Here is a 26,793-nt window from a genome sequence, read left to right as displayed (position 1 = left end):
GTCCGGCGGCCGGCAGCGGTCTGCTCACCGGCGTCGGGTGGCGCGTACGACCACGTCGTGCAGCGGTGCGTCCCGGCCCGGCACCGTGCGGCGGTGCTCCTCGGCGGTGACGATCTCCCAGGTGCTGCTGTCCAGGCCGGCGGTGATGTCGGCGAGGGTGACCGATGCCTCGTCCGGCGGGTGGTGCCCGGACCCGTGCCCGTGCCCGTGCCCCGGCGCGGAGGTTTCCGAAGTGTGCAGGTGCCCGACGATCAGGAGGGTGCCGCCGGGTGCCACCCACCCGGCGATGCGGTCGTAGAAGGCCAACTGCGGCATCGCGGGGTGCGCGTAGTGCGTCGTGACCAGGTCAAACCGTGCCGCTGGAGCCCAGGCCGTCAGGTCCGCCTCCACCCACCGCACGCGCTCGGACACGCCGCTCTCCGCTGCGCGTTCGGCGGCTCGGGCGAGCGCGACGGGTGCGATGTCGACGGCGGTGACCTGCCAACCGTGGGCGGCTAACGAAATCGCCTCGGCGCCCGCGCCGCACCCGGCGTCCAGCGCCGAGCCCGGCACCAGAGCGCCGATCTCCCGGGCCAGGTACGGGTGCGCGGGACTCGTGCTCATCGCGCCGGGACGGTCGTGGTGCGTTTGCTGCCAGTGCCGCTCCCAGTAGTCCTTGTCGAACTCGTGCCGCTCGGTCATCTGTGCCTGCTCCTTCGCGCGTCGGCCACGACTGTGACCGGTGACCGGCGCGATGCGCAAAGATTGTTGCCAAAACGGCAAGACGACGTCGCTCACCACTGCCCGGTCAGCCGGGCCGCCCGCACCTCCAGGTAGCGCTGCTCGGGCCGGCTCGTGGTGCCCCGCGCCGCCACCAGGTACGCCTCCCGCGCCGCACCGACCTCCCCGGCCAGCTCCAACAGGTGAGCCCGGACGGCGGCCAGCCGGTGGTGCCCGGCCGTGCGTTCGTCGGCGTCCAACGGCGTGAGCAGGGCGAGCCCGGCCCGGGGCCCGTCGACCATGGCCACCGCCACCGCCTGGTTGAGGGTGACCATCGGGTTCGGCGCGATCCGGGCCAGCAGTCGGTAGAGCGCGACGATCTGCCGCCAGTCCGTCTCCGCCGCCGTCGACGCCTCGGCGTGCACGGCGGCGATCGCCGCCTGGAGCTGGTACGGGCCGGGAGGCGACCAGGTCAGCGCCTCGGTGATCAGCGCGACCCCCTCCGCGATGGCGGCGGCGTCCCACCGGGAACGGTCCTGCTCTGCCAGCGGCACCAGCTCCCCGTCCGGCCCCACCCGGGCCGCCCGGTGCGCGTCGGTCAACAACATCAGCGCCAGCAGCCCGGCCACCTCGCCGTCGTCGGGCAGCAGCCCACGCAGGATGCGAGCCAGCCGGATCGCCTCGCCGGTCAGCTCGGCCCGGCGCAGATCCGGGCCACTGGACGCGGTGTAGCCCTCGTTGAAGATCAGATAGAGGACCCGCAGCACAGTTCCCAGCCGCTCGCCCCGCTCGCCCGGCCCCGGCATTGTGAACCGTGCCCCGGCGGCCTCGATCCGCTGCTTGGCTCGCCGGATGCGTTGACTCATCGTCGCCTCGGGCACCAGGTGCGCCCGGGCGATCTGGGCGGTGCTGAGACCGCCGACCGCTCGCAGGGTGAGCGCCACCTGCGCCGATCCGGGCAGCGCCGGGTGACAGCAGAGGAACAGCAGCGTGAGGGTGTCGTCATCGGCCGGAACTGTGGGCTCCGCGTCCGCCGCGGGCACCACCCCGGCGTACGCCGGCGCGCGCCGCGCCACCGCCACCTCGCGGTCGCGGCGCGCGCTCTCGCTGCGCCACTCGTCGGTGAGGCGGCGGGTGGCCACTGTGAGCAACCAGGCGCGCGGATTATCCGGTACGCCCTGGCCGGGCCACTGCGTCGCGGCGGCGAGCAGCGCCTCCTGGACCGCGTCCTCGCACCTGTCGAACTGTCCGTGCCGACGGACCAGCAGGCCGAGGACCTGCGGCGCGAACGTGCGCAGCAGGTCCTCGACCGTCCGGTCCCCGGTCACATCTCCGTCCCGGCCTCGTCCATGATCGGGCGGACCTCCATCGCACCGCCGTACCGGACGTCCGGCCAGCGGGCGGCGATCTCGGCGGCCCGCTGCGGGCTGTCGCAGTCGACGGCCAGGTAACCGGCGAACTGCTCCTTGCTCTCCATGAACGGCCCGTCGAGGACCTCGGGGCTGCCGTCCACGAGCCGGACCGTCAACGTCTGCGACGGATTGGCCAACGCCTGGCCGCCGATCAGCTCGCCCGTCTCGGCCAGCTCCTTCATGATCTCGTCGACCTCACCGAAGAGTGCGGTGCGCTCCTGCTCGCTCAGCTCCTCGGTGAAGCCGGGGCGGTTCCAGATCAGCAGCATGTACTTCACGGCGATGCTCCTCAGGCTCTGGTCGCACCCCCGACCGGGGCGCGACTCACCGGAGGGTCGGAGCCGTTCCCCCGATCCCTACCGCGTACCGAAGAAAATCGCAGAAACGTCCGCCGGGGGCGGTCCCACGCCGGACGGGCCGAGATCGAGGCCCGGTCAGCGGAACAGCGTTCAGCGTGGATCGGGTCGGCCGGGCACCTGTCGGGGCTTCCGGGCGCCGCCGACGTCCAGCGAAGCCCGGTCGGCCGCCGAGGTGCCGGACGACCAGCCCTCGGCGTCACGCACGCTGAGTCGGTGCCGGGTGACGCCGGGGAAGAGCGTGTCCAACCGCTCCCGAACCGCCTCGCCCCGCGCAGCGAGCACCGGCAACAGCCGTTCCGCCCCGGCCGTCTCGGCCGCCGCCTGGTCCGCCGCGTGTGTCGCCGCCTCGGTGGCAGTGCGTAGCCGCTCGCCGATCCGCAGCGCGAACGCGTTGAGGAAGGACTCGTCCCACACCTTCGTCCGTCGCCCCGACCCCGGCCGGCGCTCGGCCCGCCCCCGCAGCATCGCCGCCGTGGCCTGGACCAGCAGCGACGTGTAGAGCAACTCCACCGCCACCAGATCGGCCGGCCAGCCCAGCACCGTGGCGAAGCCCAGATCGTCGGACCAGACCGCCTCGCACCGGTTCGCCGCCGCCACCTCCTGCACCAGCAGCGCCTTGGCACCCGCGTACGGGGTGTCGGTGCTCAGCCGTACGCCGCCGGGCAGGTCCCCGCGCTCCGACCCGGCCGCCAGCAGCGCCTCGTCGATGCTGTGCCGGGCGATCAGCTCCTGGGCCTTTCCGGTCAGCGCCTCCGCCTCCGCCGGGAAGGTGGTCGACTCGGCCTTCGCCAGCAGCGCCCGCACCCGGTCCAGCATCGGGGACCCGCTGCGAGCCGTGCCCGCCGTGCGGGGCAGCGCCGCGCCGCTCGTACCCGGCGGTGGGCGCAGCACCGCGATCGGCGGCAGGCTCTCCACCAGTGCGAGAGTGTCCACTGCCGCGCGGAGCGCGTCGGCCCGGTCCAGACCCTCCCGGCCGGCCCAACCGGCCAACACGCTGCGCTCGGCACCGCCCTCGGTGGCTGCCAGCTCGCGTAGCTGGTCGTCCCACCAGGCCGGGACCGGCTCGGTCTGGTCGCGCCGCTGGGCGGCCATCGCGGCACGGACCAGCCGGGCCGCGCGGGCGTCGAGCCGTCGACTGGTGATCCGGTCCACGTCGACCGGCTGCCAACCGCGCGGCCAGAGCCGGCCCAGGCCGCGAACCAGGCGACGCAGCAGAGCGGCGTCCACCGCCGTGGTGCCGTCCGCGGCGCCGGTGCCGACCATCAGTTGGTCCAGCTGCCGTTCGGCCTGCCGTACGTCAGTGCCGCGCACCGCCGCGAGCGCGTTGGCGACGAGTTCGTCAGCGTCCGGCACTGGCACCTCCTTCTCGGGATCTGGCTGTCGCTACCTCCAGGCTCCATGATCATGCCGCCAGTGGTGCGGGAGTCGTGAAACGGGGATGGCCCGGGGCCGTCTCGGCCGCGATCGGCGGCATGGTCGGGGTAGTTTCGACCTGACCCGGGCGGATGCGAGGTGTGTGGTGGCCGATTCGAGTCTGCCGAGCGCACGCGTCGCCGACGTACGCTCCTCCACGCTCGTCGGCGTCCTGATCGGCATCGCAATCATGGCTGCGGTGGACGAGATCGTCTTCCACCAGTTGCTGGCGTGGCACCACTTCTACGACCGGTCCACCCCATCGGTGGCGCTGCTCTCCGACGGACTGCTGCACGCCGCCGAGCTGATCATCCTGGTCGGCGGGTTCTTCTGGTTCGCCGACCTGCGTCGACGACGTGCCCTGTCGAACCGGCTGGCGTGGGGTGGCTTCCTGCTCGGTGCCGGCGGGTTCCAGGTCTTCGACGGGGTGGTCGACCACAAGGTGCTCCGGCTGCACCAGATCCGCTACGGCGTACACCTGCTGCCGTACGACGTGCTGTGGATCGCGTCCGGTGTGGTGCTGCTGTTGGCCGGCGCCGGGGTGGTGTGGTGGGCCCGGTCCCGCCGGCCCGGCCCCCGATGACGGTGGCCGGGCCGCTGGCGCACGCCGGGCACGGTGCGGCCGGGCCGACCTGGTTCCCGCTGTTCACTGTCGCGTTGGTGGCGGTCGGCTACCTGCTGGCAGCCGTCCGCGACCCGCGGGGTTGGGACCACCGGCGTACCGCCTCCTGGCTGGTCGGCTGCGCCCTGCTGGCGGTCGCCGTCGGGCCGCTGGCCCAACTCCCCGACAACCCGAGCGGGCACGCGGCGCAGCACCTGCTGCTCGGCATGCTGGCCCCGCTCGGGCTGGTGCTCGGCGCCCCGGTGACGCTACTGCTGCACGTCGCGCCTCCGCCGATGCGCCGGCTGGTGGGACGGCTGCTGCGCGCCCGCCCGCTGCACCTGCTCGCCCACCCGTTCACCGCCGCGCTGCTCAGCACCGGCGGGCTGGCGTTGGTGCTGCTCACCCCGTTGTACGCGGCGGCCGAACGGCAACCAGTCCTGCATCACGCGGTGCACCTGCACTACCTGGCCGCCGGGTACCTCTTCGCCTGGTCGTTGGCCGGGCCGGACCCGGCGCCGCGTCGCCCCGGCCTGGCGGTACGGGTCGGCGCGTTACTCGCCGAGTCGGCCGGCCACGCCGTGCTGGCCAAGTACCTGTACGCCCAGGCCGAAAACCTCCCGCCCGGCCTCGCCGACCGGGACCCGGAAGCGTTTCGCTCGGCCGCCCAACTCATGTACTACGGCGGCGACCTGGCCGAGCTGCTCCTGGCAGCAGCCCTCTTCGCCACCTGGTACCACTCCCGCCGCCCCCGCCCGTCCCCACCTCCGTTGATTAAGAAGTTTGCGTCACCGGAAGGCAATTCCTTGACGCAAACCTCTTGATCAACAGGATCAGGCGCGGTGGGGCCAGTCGGTGAGGATGTCCCCTACCGGTTGGACGTCCTGTTCCGGATCTGGTGCCGGGGTTGGTCGGTCGGTCGGGGTGCGGTCGAAGCGGGGTGCGGGGGCCGGCTGGATCTCGCCGCCCACCTCGACGAACGTCCCCCGGGCAGCGTTGTGCGGGTGCCCATGCGCCTCGCCGGGAGCGAGCACCGGCGCGACGCAGGCGTCCACGTCGGCGAAGACCGCCGTCCACTCGTCCCGGGTGCGCTCGGCGAACCGCTCGGTGAACCGGCGGCGCAACTCGTCCCAGCCGCTCGGGTCGTACTGGGCGGGCAGGTCCGGGTCGTCGGCGAGGCCGAGGCCGCTGAGCAGTACGGCGTAGAAGGCCGGTTCCATCGCGCCGACCGCCATGAATCCACCGTCGGCGGTGGCGTACGTGTCGTAGAACGGCGCCCCGCCGTCGAACATGTTGCGCCCACGCGGGGCGGCCCACAGGCCGGTGCCGAGCAACCCGTGCAGGAACGAGGTGAGCAGCGCCGAGCCGTCCACCATCGCCGCGTCGACCACTTGGCCGAAGCCGGAGCGCTCCCGCTCCAGCAGCGCGGCCAGCACCCCGACGGCGAGCAGCATCCCGCCGCCGCCGAAGTCGCCGATCAGGTTCATCGGCGCGTACGGGCGTTCGCCGGCCCGCCCCAGCGGCTCCAACGCCCCGGCCACCGCGATGTAGTCGATGTCGTGCCCGGCTCGGGCTGCCAGCGGGCCGTCCTGACCCCAGCCGGTCATCCGCGCGTACACCAGTCGAGGGTTGCGGGCCCGGCACACCTCCGGCCCGATGCCGAGCCGCTCGGCCACCCCGGGCCGGTACGCCTCGACCAGCACGTCCGCGCGTTCGGCGAGGCGCAGCAGGTCCGCCACGCCGGCCGGGGACTTCAGGTCCAGCGCGGTGACCCGTCGGCCGCGTTGCAACGGCCCGCTGGTCGGTGCTGCCAGCCGGCCCGCTCCCGGGGCGCCCGGCCGGTCCACCCGCACCACGTCCGCGCCGAGGTCGGCGAGCACCATGCAGCCGAACGGCGCCGGGGCGAGGCTGGCCAGCTCGACCACCCGCACCCCGGCCAGTGGCCCGCCGCGGGCCGCCGTCATGCGACGTCAGCCGGTTCGGCCCGGAGAACGGCGAGCCGCTCGGCCAGGTCGGCGGGGGGCGTGAACCGGTCGCCGTAGCTGCCCGCCAGCTCGGTGGCACGTGTCGCGAAGCCGGCCGGGCCGCCCGCGTACTGCCGGACGTAGCGGATCACCCCGCCCGTCCACGCCGGGAAGCCGATGCCGAAGATCGAGCCGATGTTGGCGTCGGTCTCGGTGCGCAACACCCCCTCGTCGAGGCAGCGCAGCGCGTCCAGCGCCTCGGCGAAGAGCATCCGCTCCTGGAGGTCGGTGAACGGCACCGCCCGACCCGCGTCGGTGATCAGGTCGGCGAGACCGGGCCACAGCCGACCCCGGGTGCCGTCGTCGTAGGAGTAGAAACCCCGTCCGGCGGCGCGCCCCGGCCGCTCGTACGCGTCGACCAGCTCGTCCACCAGGCGGTGCGCCGGCAGCGGCCGGAACTCCTCGCTGGCCGCCTCGAACTGGCGGCGGATCCGCTGGATGAGCGTCAGGCTGACCTCGTCGGCCAGCGCCAGCGGCCCGGTCGGGTAGCCGGCCTGAAGGGCGGCCTGCTCCACCGATGCGGCGGGGACACCCTCGGCGACCATGCCGACCGCCTCGTCGATGAACTTGCCGATCACCCGGCTGGTGAAGAATCCCCGGCCGTCGTTGACCACGATCGGGGTCTTGCCGATCCGCCGGCCCAGGTCGAACGCACGGGCCAGCGCCACATCCCCGGTGCGTTCGCCGACCACGATCTCCAACAGGGGCATCCGGTCCACCGGAGAGAAGAAGTGCGTGCCGATGAAGTCCGTCGGCCGGTCCACGCCCTCGGCCAGCCCGGTGATCGGCAGGGTGGAGGTGTTGGAGGCGAGCAGCGCGCCCGGCGCGAGCACCGGCAGCACCTCGGCGAACACGGCCTTCTTCAGGGCCGGGTCCTCGAAGACCGCCTCGATGACCGCGTCGCAGCCAGCCAGCGCGTCCACCTGGTCGGTCGTGGTGATCCGGTCCAGCACGGCACGCGCGTCCGCCTCGGTGGTGCGGCCCTTGCGTACCGCCCGGGTCAGTAAGCGCTCGGCGTGCTCCCGGGCCCGGCCGGCGGCCTCCGGCGTGACGTCCTTGACCACGACGTCCAGCCCTGCGCTGGCACAGGCGTACGCGATGCCCGCGCCCATCATGCCCGCGCCGAGCACCGCCACCCGGCGCACCGGCGGCGCGTCCACACCGGGCGGTCGGGCCGCGCCACCGTTGACTGCCTTCAGGTCGAAGAAGAACGCACCGATCATGTTCTTGGCGACCTGCCCGGTGAGCAGGCCGATCAGGTGCCGGGTCTCCACGGTCAGGGCGGTCTCCAGGTCGACCTGTGCGCCCTCGACGGCGGCGGCGAGGATCGCCTCGGGCGCGGGCAGCCGGGCACCCTTGAGCTGCTTGCGCAGCGTCGCCGGGAAGGCCGGCAGTTGGGTGGCCAGCGAGCGGCTGGCCGGGGTGCCGCCCGGCATCCGATAGTCCGGCCGGTCCCACGGCTGTGCCGGGTGCGGGTTCGCCGCGATCCAGGCCCGCGCCCGGTCCAGCAACTCGGTGGGCGTGGCGACCACCTCGTCGACCAGCCCGGCGGACAGGGCGTCGACCGGGCGCATCCGTCGGCCGGTGAGCAGCACGGTGGTCAGCGCGCCGGCCAGGCCGAGCATCCGTACGGTCCGGGTGACACCGCCAGCACCGGGCAGCAGGCCCAGTGTCACCTCGGGCAGCCCGAGCCGGCTGCCGGGCGCGTCCAGCGCGATCCGGTGGTGGCAGGCGAGTGCGATCTCCAGGCCACCACCGAGCGCCGAGCCGTTGACAGCGGCGACCACCGGCCGGCCCAGCGTCTCCAGCCGGCGCAGGTCCCTTTTCATGGTGCCGAGCAGGTCGGCGAGCGCGGGCGCGTCGGCGCGGGTGGCCCGGATCATCTCGGGCAGGTCACCGCCGGCGAAGAAGGTCGACTTCGCGCTGGTCACGATGACGCCGACGAGGTCGCTCTCGGCCTCCAGCCGGTCCAACGTGGCGGTCATCGAGGCGGCGTACGCCCGGTTCATGGTGTTGGCGGACTGGGTGGGGTCGTCCAGAGTGAGAGTGACGATGCCGTCGGCGCCGCGGTCGTACCGGATGGTGTTGGTCATTGTCGTCCTCCGGGTCAGCAGCGCTCGAGAACTGTGGCGACGCCCATGCCGCCGCCGATGCAGAGGGTCACCACGGCCCGGCGCAGGTCGCGGCGCTCCAACTCGTCCAACGCCGTACCGAGCAGCATCGCTCCGGTCGCGCCGAGCGGGTGGCCGAGCGCGATCGCGCCGCCGTTGACGTTCACCCGGTCCGGGTCGAGGCGTAGGTCGCTGACGTACTTGAGCACCACGGCGGCGAACGCCTCGTTGATTTCGAACAGGTCGATGTCGTCGACTGTCAGCCCGGCCACGGCGAGCGCCTTGTGGGTGGCCGGGATCGGGCCGGTCAACATCAGCGTCGGGTCCGCGCCGGTGACCGCCGCGCCGACGATCCGCGCGCGCGGGGTGAGGCCGAGATCCCGACCGACCTGCTCCGAACCGATCAGCACCAGCGCCGCGCCGTCCACGATGCCGGACGAGTTGCCCGCGTGGTGGACGTGCTCGATCGCCTCCAGCCAGTGGAACTTCTGCAACGCGACAGCGTCGAAACCGGCCGCCTCACCCATTGTGGCGAAGGACGGGGTGAGCGTGGCCAGCGCCTCCCGGGTGGTCTCCGGGCGCGGATGCTCGTCGACGGTGAGGATGTCCAGCCCGTTGCCGTCGCGGACCGGCACCACCGAGCGGGCGAAGTACCCGCCGGCCCAGGCCTTGGCGGCCCGTTCCTGCGACCGCAGCGCGTAGCCGTCCACGTCGTCGCGGGTGAAGCCCTCCAGGGTGGCGATCAGGTCGGCGCTGACGCCCTGCGGCACGAACGACGTGGCCAGCGCGGTCTGCGGATCGGTGGCCCAGGCTGCCCCGTCGGAACCCATCGGCACCCGGGACATCGACTCGACCCCGCCGGCGAGCAGCAGATGCTCCCAGCCGGAGCGGATCCGCGCGGCGGCGGAGTTGACCGCCTCCAAACCGGAGGCGCAGAACCGGTTGAGCTGCACCCCACCCACCTCGTCGGGCAGCCCGGCCAGCAGGGCGGCGGCCCGGGCCAGGTCGCCGCCCTGCTCGCCGACCGGGGTCACGATGCCGAGCAGCAGATCCTCCAGCCGGCCGACGTCCAGGCCGGGGTTGCGCTCCCGCAACGCGTCGATCAAGCCGACCACCAGGGAGATGGGCTTGACCCCGTGCAGCGCGCCGGTGTCCCGGCCGCGTCCGCGCGGGGTGCGGACCGCGTCATAGACGTACGCCTCAGAGAGCACGGGCGATCAACTCCTTCATGATCTCGTTGGTGCCGCCGTAGATCTTCTGGACGCGGGCGTCGGCGTACATCTGGGCGATTGGGTACTCCGTCGTGTAGCCGTAACCGCCGAAGAGCTGAAGGCACCGATCGACTACCTCGCACTGCCCGTCGGTGAGCCACGACTTCGCCATCGCCGCCGTGGAGACGTCCAGGTCGCCACGCGTGTGTCGGACGATGCAGTCATCCAGGAAGACGCGGCTGACCCGGGCTCGGGTGGCGCACTCGGCGAGCACCATCCGGGTGTTCTGGTGACCCATCAGGGTCTTGCCGAAGGCGGTGCGCTCCTTGGCGTACGCGACGGTCAGCGCGACCGCCCGTTCCATGGCGGCGACCGCGCCAACGCCGATGACCAGCCGTTCCTGCGGAAGCTGCTGCATGAGCTGGATGAAGCCCAGCCCTTCGGCGCCGCCGAGCAGGTTGGCCGTCGGCACCCGGAGCTCGTCGAAGAACAACTCCGCCGTGTCGTTGGCGTGCAGGCCGATCTTGGACAGCAGTCGGCCTCGCCGGAAGCCCTCCGGGTTGCCGCCCACCTCGCAGACGAGCAGCGAGACGCCGGCCGCCCGTTGCTCGGGGTCGGTCTTCACCGCCACGATGACCAGGTCGGCCAGACCGCCGTTGGTGATGAACGTCTTCGCGCCGGTCACCAGGTAGTCGTCGCCGTCGCGCACCGCCCGGGTACGCATCGCCTGAAGATCGGAGCCACCGTCCGGCTCGGTCATCGCGATGGCGCCGACCAGCTCACCGCTGCACAGGCCGGGCAGCCAGCGCCGCTTCTGCTCCTCGCTGCCGTACGCCACCAGGTAGCCGGTGACGATTCCGCTGTGGACGGCCAGGCCGAGGCTGTTCTCCCCGGCGTACGCCTGCTCGTGCAGCAGCACCGCCTCGTGGGTGAACCCACCGCCCCCGCCGCCGTACTCCTCCGGGACCGACAGGCCGAGCAGCCCCAGCTCACCGGCGCGCCGGTAGTGCTCGCGGTCCGGGTGGCCCTGCTCCTGAAGGCGGTCGGCGTGCGGCAACACCTCCTTCGTGAAGAAGGTGCGGGCCAGCTCGGCCAGGTCGTCGTGCTCCGGCTCGCGCCAGGGGGAGGGGGGACCGTCGGGCGTCGGCATGTGCACCACCCTCGCGCGCTGTTGGCGGCGTGTCAATAAGTCGTGATCGGCAGCCGGCGCGGCGGGACGGAGTCGGCAAGGTTGCGGGATCGGGTCGGGGGCCCGGAGGCAGCGCTGCACTGCGCGCGGAGCGGGTTGTTCGATCTCCGTCGTCAGCTGACGTTGATTGGCCGGGCATCAAGTGATCAAGGTGAGGAACGGCGGCCGATCGGTGAGCTGTCGATAGGGTCGGGCAGATGAGTGTCGAGACGGCTCCGCGCCGCCGCCGTTTGGAGCCGGACGCCCGGCGTGGGCAGATCCTGGCCTGCGCGGTCCGGCTGTTCGGCGAGCGCCCGTACGCGGACGTGTCGACCACCGACGTCGCCCGCGAGGCTGGTGTCGCCCGCGGTCTGGTCAACCACTACTTCGGGGCGAAGAAGGACCTCTACCTGGAAGTCGTCCGCGTCATGGTGACCATCCCGGAGGTTGCCGTGGAGCGGCTGCCCAAGGGTGATCTGCGGACCCGGGTCGAGGCCAGCGTCACCTGGTTCCTCGACGTGGTGTCCCGGCACAGCACCTCGTGGCTGGCGGCGGTCACCGCCCGGGGGATGGGCGGCGACGCCGACGTGGAGCGGGTGCTCGCCGAGGCCGAGGAGGTCGCCGCGGACCGGATGCTGGTCGCCGTCGGGCTGGCTGGCCAGGCCGAGCACCACGAGGAGCTTCGCGGCATGGTCCGGGCGTACTGCGGGTTGGCGACGTCGACCGCCCGGGAGTGGCTCCAGCGTGGCGCGCTGACCCGCGCCCAGGTGCACCTGCTGCTCACCACGACCCTGCTGACCATCGTCGAGCAGGTCATCCCGCAGGTCCTCGCCGACGATCAGGCGGCACGCCGTTCGCCGGCCTGATCGGTACGCGTGACATGCCCGGCCCGCGCCGCCGGCGCGGCGAACCGGTCGGCGGCCTGCGCCGGATAGGACTCGGGGCGTACCACCCGCAGCGGTCGGTCCACCTCGTCGGCCCCGAACCGCCACCGGGACGGTGTCGGCTGCCGCTGCGGTGCCGGCCCACCGGGGCGCAGACCGGGCCGGGACAGCAGCACCGTGATCAGGTAGCCGACCACCAGGAAGCCGTGGCTGATCAGCCGCTCCCCGCCCACCGAACCGGTGGCCAGGTCGTTGACCGACAACAGCAGCAACGTGCCGACGAACGCGCTCAGCATCGGCAACAGCCCGGCGGGTGGGCTGCGGCGCAACGCCACGAAGAGGAAGCCCGCGCCCACTGCCACGTTCCACGCCGCCGACTCGTGCCACAGGTGCTGGCCGGTGGGGTGCAGGTGGTCGGCGGTCGCACCCCGGCCGACCTGGGCCAGGCCGAGCACCAGTTGCACCGCGCCGAGCAGCCCGAGCGCCGACCGAAGGCCGGCGACGAGCGGGCCACGTCCGAACGCCGCGCGCAACCCGGCGGCGAGCTGGCCCCGTCCGGGCACCTTTCGCAGGCCGGCGACGAGCGGGCCAGGCCGCCACCGCGACCGGCGGGCCGGGGCCGCGCTGGCGGCAGCAAGGATCGCCGCCGTCCGGTCCGGCACCTCAACCACCAATCGGGTACGAACCCGACGGGTCACCGCCGCCGCAGCCGTGAACCAGGCCCGGCACTCGGCACACCCGTCCAGGTGCCCCTGCACCGCCGTCAGTTCGGCGGCGGTCTCCTCCCCGTCCAACTGCGCGGACAGGACCTCCCGCCACTGCTCACACCCCATGTACCGGTAGTCGCTCCGGCAGCCGCTCCGGTTCCCGGCGACCGTGACCGGTTGTGGAATACTCGCCGGATCATGACGCGTTACGGCCTGCTGATCCTGCCCGCCACCAACCGGGTGTACGCCCGCGCCGCAGTCGACCTCACCCGAGCTGAGCTGGAGATCTTCGGCCGCTCGGCGTTGGACGGCCGGATCGGCGAGCTGGACACCGAGGTCGTCGGAGGGGCGTCCTACATCACGTTCACCGGTGACGGGCTGACCGAGCGTGACCTGGCCGTGCTGGGCAACCTCTCCGCCGGGTACGCGTTGTTCGAGATCGTCGGTGAGTTGTTGCGGCCGATCGAGTGGAGCCGTCTGGACCGTTACGACGACGATCTGCTCACCATCCAGAAGTACCCGGGCAAGACCAACGAGCAGTTCACCAAGCTGCTGCTCAACGTCACCCTGCTCGCCTCGGACTGGGCCGCCGAGATGACCAGCCGCCGGTTCCGGGTGCTCGACCCGCTCTGTGGTCGGGGCACCACCCTCAACCAGGCGCTGATGTACGGCTTCGATGCCGCCGGAATCGAGCGCGACCAGAAGGACGTCGAGGCGTACCGGGCGTTCATCACCACCTGGCTGAAGCAGAAGCGGGTCAAGCACCGGGTGCTGGAGTCGGGGCCGGTGCGGCGGGAGCGCAAGGTGGTCGGCCGGCGGGTGCGGATCGAGTTGGCGCCGACCCGCGAGGAGCACAAGGCAGGCCAGACGCAGTTGCTGGACGTTGTCAACGCCGACACCGCCCGTTCGGCGGAGTTCTTCCGCCCGGAGACCGTGGACCTGGTCGTCGCCGACGCGCCGTACGGCGTGCAGCACGGCAGTCGTACCGCTGGGCAGGGGTTGACCCGCGACCCGCTGGCGTTGCTCGCGGACGCCGCGCCGGTCTGGGCCCGGTTGTTGCGTCCCGGCGGTGCGCTCGGGATCTCCTGGAACACCCACGTCGCCAGTCGGGACGACGCGGCGGCGGCGTTGGCCGACGCCGGCCTGACAGTGGTCGACGCCGAGCCCTACCGCGCGCTGCGGCACCGGGTGGACCAGTCGATCATGCGAGACGTGCTGGTGGCCCGCCGCCCGGCCTGAGCGGCCCCGCACCCCCGCCCCTCGCCGCGCCATGCGCCATCCCATCCGGGTCGCGCATGGTCTCGTAGGTCCTTTGCTCTGCACCCCCCGAGGCGACGCTCACCGTCGGTAGCCGGTGCCCCCGCGGGTGCAGAGCAAAACCGGTGCCCCCGCGGGTGCAGAGCAAAGGGCGGACAACTGCTCTCGACCTCGCGGACCACCGCGGGGCTGTGCCGCATTTCACCTGATCAGCAGCTCGGTGTGAAAACCATGTCAAGAAAAGGTTCGCCGCCGTCATGGTCGCGTTATGACTCGTGCCGTCCGGCGGGTGGTGGGGCTTTGATTGCCCGGCGCGACCGGAAGGCGGTCGCGACGAACCTTTCCGGCTGAGGAGTCAGCGTGTCTGACGTGGTGTTCGTGGTCCTGACGGTGGTGCTGTTCACAGTGCTCGCCCTGGTGGTCCGGGCGGTGGAGAAGCTGTGAACGCGGTAAACGCCGTCGGTCTGGTGCTCGCGGTCGTCCTGGGCGCGTTCCTGGTGTTCGCGCTGCTGTTTCCGGAGCGCTTCTGATGACCATGACAACAGCGGGCGTCATCTTCGTGTTGACGCTGGTGGCGGCCCTCGTCGCCGTCTACAAGCCGTTCGGCGACTACATGTTCCGGGCGGTCTCCGGCACCAGGCAGTCCCGGGTCGAGCGGGGCATCTACCGGCTGGTCGGGGTCAACCCGGCCGCCGAGCAGACCTGGGGCGTGTACGCCCGCAGCGTGCTGGCCTTCTCCGCGGTCTCGATCCTGTTCCTGTACCTGTTCCAGCGGGTGCAGAACCATCTGTGGCTGTCGCTGGGCTTCGACCCGGTGGTGCCGCACGGCGCGTGGAACACCGCCGTGTCGTTCGTGACCAATACGAACTGGCAGTCGTACTCGGGTGAGTCGACGATGGGTCACCTGGTGCAGATGGCCGGCCTGGCAGTGCAGAACTTCGTCTCGGCGGCGGTCGGCATCGCGGTGGCGGTCGCGTTGGTACGCGGTTTCGCCCGCAGTCGCACCGGGCAGCTCGGCAACTTCTGGGTCGACCTGACCCGGATCACGCTGCGGATCCTGCTGCCGATCGCGGTGCTCGGCGCGATCGCGCTGATGATCGGCGGGGCGGTGCAGAACCTGTCCGGCGGCACCGACGTGAGCACGCTGACCGGTGGCACCCAGACCATCACCGGCGGGCCGGTCGCCAGCCAGGAAGTGATCAAGGAGTTGGGCACCAACGGTGGCGGCTTCTACAACGTCAACAGCGCGCACCCGTTCGAGAACCCCACCACCTGGACGAACTGGCTGGAGATCTTCCTGATCTTCCTGATCCCGTTCAGCCTGCCCCGGGTCTTCGGCCGGATGGTCGGGCAGAACCGGCAGGGCTTCGCCATCGCCGCGGTGATGGGCATCCTCGCGTTCCTCAGCGTCGCCATCACCAACATCTTCGAGCTGGCCGGGCACGGCACGGTGCCGCAGGCGGTCGGTGCGGCGATGGAGGGCAAGGAGGTGCGGTTCGACGTGTCGAACTCGGCCACCTTCGCAGCCGCCACCACGCTCACCTCGACCGGTGCGGTGAACTCGTTCCACGACTCGTTCACCTCGCTCGGCGGCATGATGACGATGGTCAACATGATGCTCGGCGAGGTCGCGCCGGGCGGCACCGGTTCGGGGCTGTACGGCCTGCTCATCCTCGCGGTGATCACCGTCTTCGTGGCCGGCCTGATGGTGGGCCGCACTCCCGAGTACCTGGGTAAGAAGATCGGGTCGCGCGAGATCAAGTTCGCCTCGCTCTACTTCCTGATCACGCCGATCCTGGTGCTCGTCGGCACGGCGGCCGCGTTCGGCACCGGCAACAACTCCACGGCGCTCAACGTCGGCCCGCACGGCCTGTCCGAGGTGCTGTACGCGTTCACCTCGGCCAGCAACAACAACGGCTCGGCGTTCGGCGGCATCACCGTCAACACCACCTGGTGGGACACCGCGCTCGGGTTGTGCATGCTGCTGGGCCGGTTCCTGCCGCTGATCTTCGTGCTCGCGTTGGCCGGCTCGCTGGCCCGCCAGGCACCCACCCCCGCGTCCGAGGGCACCCTGCCGACCCACCGACCGCTGTTCATCGGCATGGTCGTCGGCGTCACCGTGGTCCTCGTCGCGCTGACCTTCCTGCCCGCGCTCGCGCTCGGTCCGCTGGCAGAGGGGCTCTGACCATCATGAGGAACGAGGACATGTCCGTGACATCCGGGCAGCTCGCCACCGCAGCCGACCAGGGCAACCGGATCGGCGGAGGCCTGCTCGACCCCCAGCAGTTGATCCGGTCCCTGCCGGACGCCGTACGCAAGCTCAACCCCACCACCCTGTGGCGCAACCCGGTGATGCTGATCGTCGAGGTCGGCGCGGCCTTCACCACAGTCCTGGCGGTGCTCGACCCGTCGGTGTTCGCCTGGGCGATCACCGCCTGGCTCTGGCTGACAGTGGTCTTCGCCAACCTGGCCGAAGCGGTCGCCGAGGGTCGGGGCAAGGCCCAGGCCGCGACCCTGCGGCAGGCGAAGAAGGACACCATCGCCACCCGGCTGATCGACTGGAGGCCGGGCGCGCGGGCCAACACCTACCGCGACGAGGCGGTGCCGGCGCCGGACCTGCGTCAGGGCGACGTCGTGCTCGTCGAGGCCGGCGGCATCATCCCCGGCGACGGCGACATCGTCGAGGGCATCGCCAGCGTCGACGAGTCGGCCATCACCGGCGAGTCGGCACCGGTCATCAGGGAGTCCGGCGGCGACCGCAGCGCTGTCACCGGCGGCACCAAGGTGCTCTCCGACCAGATCATCGTCAAGATCACCCAGAAGCCGGGGGAGAGCTTCATCGACCGGATGATCGCCCTGGTCGAGGGGGCCAACCGGCAGAAGACGCCGAACGAGATCGCGTTGAACATCCTGCTCGCCGCGCTCACCGTCATCTTCCTGCTGGCAGTGGTCACCCTCCAGCCGTTGGCCATCTTCTCCAAGGCGTACCAGGCTGCCGCGCCGGACAGCGGGGCGATCACCGACTCCGGTGTCACCGGCGTGGTGCTGATCTCGCTGCTGGTCTGCCTGATCCCCACCACCATCGGCGCGCTGCTCTCCGCCATCGGCATCGCCGGCATGGACCGCCTCGTGCAGCGCAACGTGCTGGCCATGAGCGGCCGGGCCGTCGAGGCGGCCGGCGACGTCAACACCCTGCTGCTGGACAAGACCGGCACCATCACCCTGGGCAACCGGCAGGCCGCCGAGTTCGTACCGGTCGAGGGGGTCGACGCCGCGGCGCTGGCCGACGCCGCGCAGCTGTCCAGCCTGGCCGACGAGACCCCGGAGGGGCGCTCGGTGGTCGTGCTGGCGAAGAACGAGTTCGGGCTGCGCGAGCGCGAGCCCGGCGTGATGCCGCACGCCACCTTCGTACCGTTCACCGCGCAGACCCGGATGAGCGGCGTCGACCTCACCCCGGACGCCAGCGTCGACGGCGGCGCGGTGGGCACGGCCCGCCGGGTCCGCAAGGGCGCCGCCGCCGCGGTGATGAAGTGGGTACGGGAGAACGGCGGCCACCCGACCGAGCAGGTCGGCGAGATCGTGGACGCGATCAGCGGCACCGGCGGCACCCCGCTGGTGGTCGCCGAGCACGTCGACGGTGCGCCCGCCCGCGCGTTGGGCGTCATCCACCTCAAGGACGTGGTCAAGTCCGGCATGCGGGAGCGGTTCGACGAGATGCGCCGGATGGGCATCCGAACCGTGATGATCACCGGCGACAACCCGCGGACCGCGAAGGCGATCGCCGACGAGGCCGGGGTGGACGACTTCCTGGCCGAGGCGACGCCGGAGGACAAGCTCGCGCTGATCAAGCGGGAGCAGGAGGGTGGCCGGCTGGTCGCGATGACCGGTGACGGCACCAACGACGCGCCGGCGCTCGCACAGGCCGACGTCGGGGTGGCGATGAACACCGGCACGTCGGCCGCGAAGGAGGCCGGCAACATGGTCGACCTCGACTCCGACCCGACGAAGCTGATCGAGATCGTGGAGATCGGCAAGCAGTTGCTGATCACCCGCGGCGCGCTGACCACCTTCAGCATCGCCAACGACATCGCGAAGTACTTCGCGATCATCCCGGCCATGTTCGCCGGCCTCTACCCGAGCCTGGACGCGCTGAACATCATGCGGCTGTCCAGCCCGGAGTCGGCGATCCTGTCCGCCGTCATCTTCAACGCCCTGGTGATCATCGCGCTGATCCCGCTCGCCCTGCGGGGTGTGCGGTACCGGCCGGCCGCCGCGTCGAAGCTGCTCAGCCGCAACCTGCTGGTCTACGGGCTGGGCGGCATCATCGTGCCGTTCATCGGGATCAAGCTCATCGACCTGCTCATCCAGTTCATCCCGGGGATTTCGTGATGCGCCTACCCACCTGGATCGCCCAACACCTCGCCGCGCTGCGCGCCGTGCTCGTCTTCACCGTGCTGCTCGGCCTGGTCTACCCGCTGGCCCTGGTAGCGCTCGGCCAGCTGCCCGGCCTCAACCACCGGACCGACGGCTCGCTGATCACCTCGGGCGGAACGACTGTCGGCAGCGCGCTGATCGGCCAGTCCTTCACCGACGCGGACGGCAACCCCGTCGCCCGCTACTTCCAGTCCCGCCCGTCCGCCGCCGGTGACGGCTACGACCCGACCGCCACCTCGGCCAGCAACCTGGGCCCGGAGAGCGTCGTCGACACCATCGCCACCGACCCGGAGGCATCCAGCGAGAGCCTGCTCACCCAGGTGTGCGGGCGCAGCAAGTCGGTCGGCGAGCTCAACGGTGTCGACGGCCGACGCCCGTACTGCACCGACGACGGGGTGGGCGCTGTGCTCGCGGTGTTCCGCGCCGACGGGCTGACCGGCCCGGTCACCCGGGTGGTCAGCGTCAACCAGGCCGCCCCGAGCACTCCCTTCGTCACCGAGTACCAGGGTGTCGCGGTGGAGCCGGCCCAGCCCGGCGAGGACTACGTGGCCGCCGGTGGGGTGGTCACACCGATCCGGGGCGACGCGCCCGCCGACCCGACGGTGCCCGCCGACGCGGTCACCGCCAGCGCCAGCGGCCTCGACCCGCAGATCAGCCCGGCGTACGCCGAACTGCAGGTGAACCGGGTCGCGCGGGAGCGCGGCGTGGACCCGGCGGCGGTCCGCAAGCTGGTCGAGGAGCACACCGGCGGGCGGGGGCTCGGCTTCCTGGGTGCGCCCGGCGTCAACGTGCTGGAACTCAACCTCGCGCTCGACAAGCAGTTCGCCGCACGCTGAGCACCTCGCGGGCGGGGCCGGGCCGACCGGCGCGGCCCCGCCCGCCGATCTGACCAGGGAGGATGGTCCCCGTGCCACGCGGAGAACTGCGCATCTATCTGGGGGCCGCCCCCGGCGTCGGCAAGACGTACGCCATGTTGGAGGAGGCCCAGCGGCGGGCCGCGCGCGGCACCGACGTGGTGATCGGCTTCGTGGAGACCCACGGCCGCCAGCACACCGCCGAGATGCTCGGCGACCTGGAGCAGGTGCCCCGCCGCACGATGACCTACCGGGGCGTCGAGTTCACCGAGATGGACCTGGACGCGGTGCTGGCCCGCCGGCCGCAGATAGCTGTGGTCGACGAGTTGGCGCACACCAACATTCCCGGCTCCCGGCACGACAAGCGCTGGCAGGACGTCCAGGAGCTGCTCGACGCGGGGATCGACGTGCTCTCCACTGTCAACGTGCAGCACCTGGAGTCGGTGAACGACGTCGTCGCGCAGATCACCGGCACCACCCAGCGGGAGACAGTGCCGGACGAGATAGTCCGCGCCGCCGAGCAGGTCGAGCTTGTCGACATGACCCCGGAGGCGCTGCGCCGGCGGATGGCGCACGGCAACATCTACCGACCCGACAAGATCGACGCCGCGTTGGGCAACTACTTCCGGGTCGGCAACCTCACCGCGCTGCGCGAGCTGGCGCTGCTCTGGCTGGCCGACAAGGTCGACGAGCAGCTCGACCGCTACCGCAGCCAGCAGGGGATCGCTGCCACCTGGGAGGCCCGGGAACGGGTGGTGGTGGCGCTGACCGGTGGCCCGGAGGGTGAGACGCTGATCCGTCGGGCGGCTCGGGTCGCGGCCCGTAGCAAGGGCGCCGACCTGCTCGCCGTGCACGTGGCCCGCAGCGACGGTCTGGCCGGCGCCGACCCGGCCCAGTTGGCCCGGCAACGAGTGCTGGTGGAGAGCCTGGGCGGCACGTACCACCAGGTGCTCGGCACCGACGTGCCGGCCGCGCTGCTGGACTTCGCCCAGGGCGTGAACGCCACCCAACTGGTGCTCGGGGCCAGCCGGCGGGGTCGCCTCGCGCAGATCTTCGCCAGGGGCGTCGGGGTGACCACCACAGCGCTCTCCGGCTCGATCGACGTGCACCTGGTCACCCACAAGCAGGCCGGCAAGGGCCGCCGGGCGGCGGCGGTTCCGGCGGCGCTGTCCCGACGCCGCCGGCTGCTCGGCTTCGGCCTGGCGGTGCTGGGCATGCCGCTGCTCACAGTGCTGCTGAAGACACTGCCCGACCTGACGCTGACAAACGACATCCTGCTGTTCCTCGCCGGGGTCGTCGGGGTCGCGCTGGTCGGCGGGGTGTGGCCGGCCCTGGTGGCCGCGCTCGGCGGCTCACTGCTGCTCAACTGGTTCTTCACCCCGCCCTTCCGCACGCTGACCATCGCCGAGGCGGACAACCTCCTCGCCCTGGCCGTCTTCGTCGGGGTGGCCCTCGCGGTGAGCTGGATCGTCGACGTGGCCGCCCGGCGTACCCGGGAGGCCGCGCGCGCCGCCGCCGACGCGCAGACCCTCGCCGCCGTCGCCGGTGGGGTGCTGCGCGGCGAACGTCCGTTGCCCGCCCTGCTGGATCAGCTCCGGGAGACCTTCGGGCTGCGCGCGGTGAGCGTGCTGGAGTTGGCCGAGGAGGCCGGTGGGCGGCCGGAGCGGGCCCGCGAGGAGCACGCCTGGTGTGTGGTGGCCAGCGTCGGCGAGCAGCCGGCCGGCACGCCCGACGGTGGCGAGACGGCGGTGCCGGTCGACGACCGGATCACCGTCGTGCTCAGCGGCCGACGACTGGAGGCCGCTGATCGGCGGATCGTCGAGGCGTTCGCCGCCCAGGCCGCCGTCGCGCTGCGCCAGGAACGGCTCGCCGAGGAGGCCGCCACCGCCCGGCCTCTCGCCGCCGCGGACCGGATGCGCACCGCGCTGCTCGCCGCGGTCAGCCACGACCTGCGTACCCCGCTGGCGTCCGCGAAGGCCGCAGTGACCAGCCTGCGCAGTCACGACATCGAGTTCGACGAGTCCGACCGCGAGGAGTTGCTGGAGACCGCCGAGGAGTCGCTGGACCGGCTTGCCCGGCTGGTCGGCAACCTGCTGGACATGAGCCGGCTCCAGGCGGGCGTGCTGGGCATCTCGGCGACCGCGATCGGCCTGGAGGACGCCGTACCCCTGGCGCTTGACGAACTTGGCCCGGTGGCCGCGACGGTCGGCACCGACATCCCGGCCGACCTGCCGGCCGCCACCGCCGACCCGGGCCTGCTGGAACGGGTGCTGGTGAACATCGTCGCCAACGCGCTGCGGTACAGCCCGCCCGGCCAGCCGCCCACGATCACCGCCAGCGCCCACGCCGGTCAGGTCGAGCTGAGGGTGATCGACAGGGGGCCCGGCATCCCGGAGGACCAGTGGGAGCACGTCTTCCTGCCGTTCCAACGCCTCGGTGACCGGGACAACCAGACCGGCGTCGGTCTCGGTCTTGCCCTGTCCCGGGGGTTGGCCGAGGCGATGGGTGGCAGCATCACCCCGGAGACCACCCCCGGCGGTGGGCTCACCATGGTGCTGCGGCTGCCCGCCGCGCCGAGCAGCTCGGAGGGGCCGCAGGAATGACGCGCATCCTGGTCGTCGACGACGAACCGCAGATCCTGCGCGCCCTGCGCATCAACCTGCGCGCCCGCCGGTACGACGTGGACGTCGCCGGCACCGGAGCCGCCGCGTTGAAGGCCGCCGCCAGCCACCCACCCGACCTGGTGGTGCTGGACCTCGGCCTGCCCGACATCGACGGCGTGGAGGTGATCCGGGGCCTGCGCGGGTGGACCACAGTGCCGATCATCGTGCTCTCCGGCCGAGCCGGCAGCGAGGACAAGGTCGCGGCGCTGGACGCCGGCGCGGACGACTACGTGACAAAGCCGTTCGGGGTGGAGGAGTTGCTGGCCCGCATCCGCGCGGTGACCCGCCGCCTCGGCGCGCCCAGCGAAGCGGTGCCGGCCCTGCGGATCGGCCAGCACACAGTCGACCTGGCCGACCACAGCGTGCTGCGGGACGACGGCACCGAGGTCAAGCTGACCCCCACCCAGTGGAGCGTGCTGGAGAAGCTGCTGCGTCACCCCGGCAAGCTGGTCAGCCAACGTCAGCTTCTCCAGGACGTGTGGGGGCCGGAATACCAGAACGAGACCAACTACCTGCGGCAGTACCTGGCCCAGCTGCGGCGCAAACTGGAGGACGATCCGGCCCGCCCTCGCCACCTCATCACCGAGCCGGGAATGGGCTACCGCTACCGCCCCTGACCCCGTTGACACCCGCCTGCGGACATTGAAGAATTTCTGCTAGCAGCGGCAGCGGCGTGCTTCTGTAACCGTCCCCCTCACCGGTTACCCCTCGGGAGCCCGCCGTGTCCGTGCCCCTGCCCCTGTCCCGTCGTCGGCTGCTGGTCGCCGGCGGTGCCGGCCTCGTCCTGGCCGGCCTCACCGACCCGTTCCGGGCCACCCCCGCCCGAGCCGCCGTCACCACCGCCGACCTTGTCGTCTACGGCGCCACCTCCGGCGGGCTGGCCGCCGCCATCACCATGCGCCGGCTGGGCCGCACCGCAGTGGTGGTGGAGCCCACCAGCCACGTCGGCGGGTTGAGCACCGCCGGGCTGGGCGCCACCGACACCGGCGTCCAGGCGTCCATCGGCGGGCTGGCCGCCGAGTTCTACCGCCGGGTGTACGTGAAGTACCACGGCGGAACCCTCACTCCGACGTCACCGCTGCGGATGACCTTCGAACCGCACGTCGCCACCACCGTCTTCGCCGAGATGCTGGCCGAGGCGGGCGTCCCGGTGGTCGTCGACGCCCGGCTGGCCGGCCTGGGCCGAACCGGGAACCGGATCACCGAGCTGCGCACCGAGGACGGGTCGATCTACCGGGGCGGGGTGTTCGTCGACGCCACCTACGAGGGCGATCTGCTGGCCATGGCCGGCGTGGGGTTCACCGTCGGGCGGGAGTCCAACGACACCTACGGCGAGACGATCAACGGGGTGCAGTCGCGCAACACCCACCAGTTCGCCTACCCCGTCGACCCGTACGTGACGGCCGGCTCGCCCGCCAGCGGGCTGTTGCCGGGCATCTCCGCCACTCCGCTCGCCCCGCAGGGCAGCGGCGACGACCGCATCCAGGCGTACTGCTTCCGGATGTGCCTGACCCAGGCGGCCAACCGGATCCCGTTCGGCAAGCCGTCCGGTTACGACCCGATCCGGTACGAGCTGCTGCTGCGGCACATCCAGGCCGGCTACCCGGGGCCGTACTTCACCACCCACTCGGTAGGCGGCGCAAAGACCGACTCCAACAACAACGGCGCCGTGTCGACCGACAACATCGGCTTCAACTACGCGTACCCGACGGCGAGCTGGGTGACGCGGGAGAGCATCATCGCCGAGCATCGCAGCTACCAGCAGGGGCTGATGTGGTTCCTGGCCAACGACAGCCGACTGCCGGCGTCGGTGCGCGACTCGACCGCCCGGTGGGGACTGCCGGTGGACGAGTTCACCGGCACGGGCGGCTGGCCGCCGCTGCTCTACATCCGCGAGGCACGCCGGATGATCTCCGCTTACGTGATGACCGAGGCCGACTGTCGGGGTCGGGTACGCGCCACCGACTCGGTGGGCCTGGCCAGCTACACGATGGACTCGCACAACTGTCAGCGGGTGGTCGTCGACGGCAAGGTGCGCAACGAGGGGGACGTGCAGATCGGCGTGCCGGCGCCGTACCCGGTGAGCTACCGGGCGATAGTGCCGCACCAGGCGCAGTGCGCCAACCTGCTGGTGCCGGTCTGCCTCTCGGCGAGCCACATCGCGTACGGCTCGATCCGGATGGAACCCGTGTTCATGATCCTCGGGCAGGCCGCGGCCACTGCGGCGTCCCTGGCGCTCGCCGGGAACCTCGCCGTGCAGGCCGTCTCCGTGCCCGCCCTCCAGGCCCGGCTGCGGCAGGACGGCGCGGTGCTGGAATGGGGCAGCACCAGCGAGGTGATCCTGGACAACGCGTCGTCCAGCGGGATCACCCGGGCCGGGACGTGGCTGCGCAGCACCAGCACCGGCGGCTACTACGGCCCGGACTACGAGCACGACGGCAACGTCGGCAAGGGGGTCAACCGGCTGCGGTTCCGCCCGACACTGCCCGCCTCCGGGTCGTGGACGGTGCAGTTGCGCTGGACCGGACACCCGAACCGGGCGACGAACGTGCCGGTGGACATCGCGTACTCCGGGGGGTTGGTCACCACTACTGTGGACCAGCGGCAGTCCGGCGGCCAGTGGGTGCCGCTGGGCACCTACCCGTTCACGGCGGGCAGCGATGGCAGCGTGCTGATCCGCACCGAGGACACCGACGGGTACGTGGTCGCCGACGCGGTCCGCTTCGTCCGCGCCTGAACGGCGTCGGATCCGTGCCCGATCGACTTCTTGACGTTCCGTTCACGCGGCTGCCGGCCGGGCGCGCCGACACGGCGGGTAACGTTCGGAACGGACCAAGATCGGCGTACGAGGAGGCACGGTGCTGACGACGACGGTGGACATCCCGACCAGTGACGGAGTGGCGGACGCGAGCCTGACCCGACCGGACGGCGACGGTCCGTTCCCGGCGGTGCTGCTCTTCATGGACGCGTTCGGGCCGCGCCCGCGCCTGGTCGAGATGGCCGAGCGGATCGCCGAACGCGGCTACCTGGTGCTGACGCCCCACCTGTTCTACCGGGCCGGCCGGGCACCGCTGTTCGACCTGTCCCGCCTCGGCGAGGCCGACCAGCGCGGTGCGCTCTTCGAGAAGATCATGCCGCTGGTGGGCGCGTTGACTCCCGAGGTGATCAGCCAGGACACCACCGCGTTCCTCGATTTCCTGGCCGCCCGCGACGACGTGCGGCCGGGCCCGGTCGCGATCACCGGTTACTGCATGGGCGGCACTAACGCGCTGCGGGCCATCGAGGCGCACCCGGACCGCATCGCCGCGGTGGCGAGCTTCCACGGCGGGCGGATCGTCACCGAGGCGCCGGACAGCCCACACCGGGGCGTCGCCTCGATCACCGGCGAGCTGTACTTCGGGCACGCCGACGCCGACCAGTCGATGACGCCCGAGCAGATCGCCACGCTGGAGCAGGCGCTCGACGCCGCCGGGGTGCGCTACCGCTCCGAGGTGTACACCGGGGCGCACCACGGCTACACCATGGCCGACACCCCGGCGTACGACGAGCAGGCCACCGAACGGCACTGGGCCGCCCTGTTCGACCTCCTGGACCGCAATCTGCCAAAGAGTTGAGCGCTGGGGCGGGCTCAGTCCACCGGGACCCGGTACACCAATTCGTACCGCCCGCCCGGCAGGACGATGTCCGCCGTCTCGACCGGTACGTCCGCGTAACGCACGCCAAACGTGCCGAAGTGGCCGTCCCCGTCGTCACGACGTCGTGGTCTGGTGATCAAGTGATGAAAATTAGGTCAAGAACGGCTCGGAGACCTGCTTTTCATCACCTGATCATGGGAAGCGGGGGCAACCTCGCCTCAGCGGCGCAGCAGCACCGGGCCGGCGTCGATGCGGGTGCGGAACAGCGCGTACGGCTTGCGCCGCAGGTCCTTGCCGCGCTGGTACTGCGGCTGCCGGTGCAGTTGGTTCGCGGTGACGTAGAGGTACCCGTCGGTGGCCACCGACATGGTGTCCGGCCAGAGCAGTCGCGGGTCGTGCACAAGCGTCTCGTACTCGCCGTCGGGCAGTCGACGTAGCACAGCGTTGTGCTCGTACGAGGTGATGTAGAGCCGCCCGGCGTCGTCGCTCTCCAACCCGTCCGAGGCGGTGCCCCGGTCGCCCTCGTCGACAACCGTCGCGGCGACCGCCTCCTGGGTGACGCCCGGGTCGGCCAGCGCTTCGGTGGAGACGCTGTAAAGACGCCGGGACGCCAACGGGCAGTAGTAGAGCCGGGTGCCGTCGGCGGAGATGGCGATGCCGTCGGAGCCCATGCTCACCGGCTTCGGCGGCCCGTCGGCCGGTCGTTCCAGGAACGGTCGGCCCTCGACAATCGGGCGGAACGACGTCAGCGGCTCCGCCTTGGTGGACGGATGGTCGTGCAGCCGCCGCCAGGAGGCCCCGCTGGCCAGGTCCACCACGATGATCCCGTTCGGCCCGGCGAACGCGGAGTCGGTGATGTAGGCGACCCCCGCCTCGCCCCGCCGAAGGTCGAAGCGGACGTCGTTGAGGTACGTCGTCGGCAGCGCCACGTCCGCCGGGAAGGTGATCACCTGGGCGACGGTGTCGGTGTCCAGGTCGACCCGGACCAGCTTCGGGCCGCCCGGCTTGGTGGGTTGCAACATCGGGCTGCCGGTGTCCAGCACCCAGAGCCGGTCCGCCGGGTCCACCACGATGCTCTGCACCGAAACGAACGCGCCCGCGTCGTCGTCGCCGGACGGGTCGTTCCACGCCTGGTCGGGGTAGGGCATTTCCTGGCCGTCCCGCAGCTCGACGACTGTGGCCGGCACCTCGTCGCCCCACTTCGGGAAGTTGACGAAGATCCGGCCCCGGTGCGAGACGCTCACCCCGGTCGGCATCGGGCCGGTGAAGGTGTGCACCAGTTCCAGTTCGCCAATCGGCTCGTCGCCGACCGGCCCGTTCATGACGTCCGCCCCACGGTGCTCATCGGCTCGCTCCCTACC

General features: G+C 71.8%; 23 protein-coding genes. 12 read left to right on the top strand and 11 right to left on the bottom strand.

Going from position 1 to position 26,793, the window contains the following annotated elements; genetic code table 11:
• Positions 1–24: 24 nt before the first annotated feature.
• The 4 genes from AB0B94_RS01245 to AB0B94_RS01230 form a co-directional block, all read right to left on the bottom strand.
• A complete protein-coding gene (locus tag AB0B94_RS01245) occupies positions 25–681 on the bottom strand; it encodes a class I SAM-dependent methyltransferase (protein WP_357267026.1) in 657 nt (218 codons plus the stop codon).
• A gap of 92 nt (positions 682–773) precedes the next feature.
• Complete coding sequence (locus AB0B94_RS01240; protein ID WP_357267023.1) at positions 774–2,027, bottom strand: DUF6596 domain-containing protein; 1,254 nt, start codon at positions 2,025–2,027, stop codon at positions 774–776.
• A complete protein-coding gene (locus AB0B94_RS01235) occupies positions 2,024–2,380 on the bottom strand; it encodes a YciI family protein (RefSeq protein WP_238671370.1) in 357 nt (118 codons plus the stop codon). The genes AB0B94_RS01240 and AB0B94_RS01235 overlap by 4 nt, the downstream gene beginning before the upstream one ends.
• Positions 2,381–2,560: 180 nt before the next feature.
• Complete coding sequence (locus tag AB0B94_RS01230; protein WP_357267020.1) at positions 2,561–3,823, bottom strand: DUF2786 domain-containing protein; 1,263 nt, start codon at positions 3,821–3,823, stop codon at positions 2,561–2,563.
• A 166-nt stretch (positions 3,824–3,989) separates the two neighbouring features.
• Between AB0B94_RS01230 and AB0B94_RS01225 the strand changes: the two genes are divergently transcribed.
• Positions 3,990–4,466 (top strand): DUF2243 domain-containing protein, encoded by a 477-nt coding sequence (locus AB0B94_RS01225; RefSeq protein WP_357267017.1) that lies wholly within the window; start codon positions 3,990–3,992, stop codon positions 4,464–4,466.
• Positions 4,433–5,308, top strand: coding sequence for a cytochrome c oxidase assembly protein (locus AB0B94_RS01220; RefSeq protein WP_357267014.1), 876 nt, complete (start codon positions 4,433–4,435; stop codon positions 5,306–5,308). Before AB0B94_RS01225 ends, AB0B94_RS01220 begins: the two co-directional genes overlap by 34 nt.
• Before the next feature lie 9 nt (positions 5,309–5,317).
• On the opposite strand, the gene AB0B94_RS01215 is transcribed toward AB0B94_RS01220, so the two are convergent.
• From AB0B94_RS01215 to AB0B94_RS01200, 4 genes are read right to left on the bottom strand one after another with little or no spacing between them, the layout of a single operon-like run.
• On the bottom strand, positions 5,318–6,448 hold the full coding sequence (locus AB0B94_RS01215) for a CaiB/BaiF CoA-transferase family protein (RefSeq protein WP_357267011.1): 1,131 nt from the start codon (positions 6,446–6,448) through the stop codon (positions 5,318–5,320).
• Entirely contained in the window at positions 6,445–8,601 is a 2,157-nt protein-coding gene (locus tag AB0B94_RS01210; protein WP_357267008.1) for a 3-hydroxyacyl-CoA dehydrogenase NAD-binding domain-containing protein, read from the bottom strand. Before AB0B94_RS01210 ends, AB0B94_RS01215 begins: the two co-directional genes overlap by 4 nt.
• A 14-nt stretch (positions 8,602–8,615) precedes the next feature.
• Positions 8,616–9,830 carry an acetyl-CoA C-acetyltransferase gene (locus AB0B94_RS01205; RefSeq protein WP_357267005.1) on the bottom strand — a complete coding sequence of 405 codons (1,215 nt, stop codon included), beginning with the start codon at positions 9,828–9,830 and terminating at the stop codon, positions 8,616–8,618.
• A complete protein-coding gene (locus tag AB0B94_RS01200) occupies positions 9,820–10,980 on the bottom strand; it encodes an acyl-CoA dehydrogenase family protein (RefSeq protein ID WP_357267002.1) in 1,161 nt (386 codons plus the stop codon). The genes AB0B94_RS01205 and AB0B94_RS01200 overlap by 11 nt, the downstream gene beginning before the upstream one ends.
• Before the next feature lie 236 nt (positions 10,981–11,216).
• Between AB0B94_RS01200 and AB0B94_RS01195 the strand changes: the two genes are divergently transcribed.
• Positions 11,217–11,864, top strand: coding sequence for a helix-turn-helix domain-containing protein (locus tag AB0B94_RS01195; protein WP_357266999.1), 648 nt, complete (start codon positions 11,217–11,219; stop codon positions 11,862–11,864).
• On the opposite strand, the gene AB0B94_RS01190 is transcribed toward AB0B94_RS01195, so the two are convergent.
• Complete coding sequence (locus AB0B94_RS01190) at positions 11,837–12,715, bottom strand: zf-HC2 domain-containing protein (protein WP_357266995.1); 879 nt, start codon at positions 12,713–12,715, stop codon at positions 11,837–11,839. The two genes, AB0B94_RS01195 and AB0B94_RS01190, sit on opposite strands and share 28 nt — an antisense overlap.
• 72 nt (positions 12,716–12,787) lie before the next feature.
• Here AB0B94_RS01190 and AB0B94_RS01185 point away from each other — a divergent pair, with 72 nt between their 5' ends.
• From AB0B94_RS01185 to AB0B94_RS01145, 9 genes are all read left to right on the top strand, one after another.
• On the top strand, positions 12,788–13,828 hold the full coding sequence (locus tag AB0B94_RS01185) for an SAM-dependent methyltransferase (RefSeq protein ID WP_112603623.1): 1,041 nt from the start codon (positions 12,788–12,790) through the stop codon (positions 13,826–13,828).
• A 458-nt stretch (positions 13,829–14,286) separates the two neighbouring features.
• Positions 14,287–14,376: a K(+)-transporting ATPase subunit F gene (gene kdpF, locus AB0B94_RS01180; protein ID WP_036410889.1), complete on the top strand. Its 90-nt coding sequence runs from the start codon at positions 14,287–14,289 to the stop codon at positions 14,374–14,376.
• Entirely contained in the window at positions 14,376–16,031 is a 1,656-nt protein-coding gene (kdpA, locus tag AB0B94_RS01175) for a potassium-transporting ATPase subunit KdpA (protein ID WP_357266992.1), read from the top strand. Before kdpF ends, kdpA begins: the two co-directional genes overlap by 1 nt.
• 20 nt (positions 16,032–16,051) lie before the next feature.
• Positions 16,052–18,235 (top strand): potassium-transporting ATPase subunit KdpB, encoded by a 2,184-nt coding sequence (gene kdpB, locus AB0B94_RS01170; protein ID WP_357266989.1) that lies wholly within the window; start codon positions 16,052–16,054, stop codon positions 18,233–18,235.
• A complete protein-coding gene (locus tag AB0B94_RS01165) occupies positions 18,235–19,116 on the top strand; it encodes a potassium-transporting ATPase subunit C (RefSeq protein WP_357266986.1) in 882 nt (293 codons plus the stop codon). The genes kdpB and AB0B94_RS01165 overlap by 1 nt, the downstream gene beginning before the upstream one ends.
• 71 nt (positions 19,117–19,187) lie before the next feature.
• Positions 19,188–21,737, top strand: a complete 2,550-nt coding sequence (locus AB0B94_RS01160) for a DUF4118 domain-containing protein (protein ID WP_357266983.1) — start codon at positions 19,188–19,190, stop codon at positions 21,735–21,737.
• Positions 21,734–22,414, top strand: a complete 681-nt coding sequence (locus AB0B94_RS01155) for a response regulator (RefSeq protein WP_210782924.1) — start codon at positions 21,734–21,736, stop codon at positions 22,412–22,414. The genes AB0B94_RS01160 and AB0B94_RS01155 overlap by 4 nt, the downstream gene beginning before the upstream one ends.
• 104 nt (positions 22,415–22,518) lie before the next feature.
• The gene (locus AB0B94_RS01150; RefSeq protein WP_357266979.1) at positions 22,519–24,534 is read left to right on the top strand and encodes an FAD-dependent oxidoreductase; all 2,016 of its coding nucleotides are present in this window, start codon (positions 22,519–22,521) and stop codon (positions 24,532–24,534) included.
• 121 nt (positions 24,535–24,655) lie between these two features.
• Positions 24,656–25,411: a dienelactone hydrolase family protein gene (locus AB0B94_RS01145; protein ID WP_357266976.1), complete on the top strand. Its 756-nt coding sequence runs from the start codon at positions 24,656–24,658 to the stop codon at positions 25,409–25,411.
• Between the two features lie 14 nt (positions 25,412–25,425).
• Here the strand turns inward: AB0B94_RS01145 and AB0B94_RS01140 are convergent, their stop codons facing one another.
• Together AB0B94_RS01140 and AB0B94_RS01135 are read right to left on the bottom strand one after the other, a co-directional pair.
• Positions 25,426–25,572: a hypothetical protein gene (locus AB0B94_RS01140; protein ID WP_357266973.1), complete on the bottom strand. Its 147-nt coding sequence runs from the start codon at positions 25,570–25,572 to the stop codon at positions 25,426–25,428.
• A gap of 78 nt (positions 25,573–25,650) precedes the next feature.
• Positions 25,651–26,754: an L-dopachrome tautomerase-related protein gene (locus AB0B94_RS01135; RefSeq protein ID WP_357266970.1), complete on the bottom strand. Its 1,104-nt coding sequence runs from the start codon at positions 26,752–26,754 to the stop codon at positions 25,651–25,653.
• Between the last annotated feature and the right edge of the window lie 39 nt (positions 26,755–26,793).

The organism is Micromonospora sp. NPDC048986 (assembly GCF_040649335.1).
Lineage (GTDB): Bacteria > Actinomycetota > Actinomycetes > Mycobacteriales > Micromonosporaceae > Micromonospora > Micromonospora alfalfae.
The sequence above is the reverse complement of the archived record's forward strand: the minus strand, read 5'-3'. Positions and strand labels throughout refer to the sequence as shown.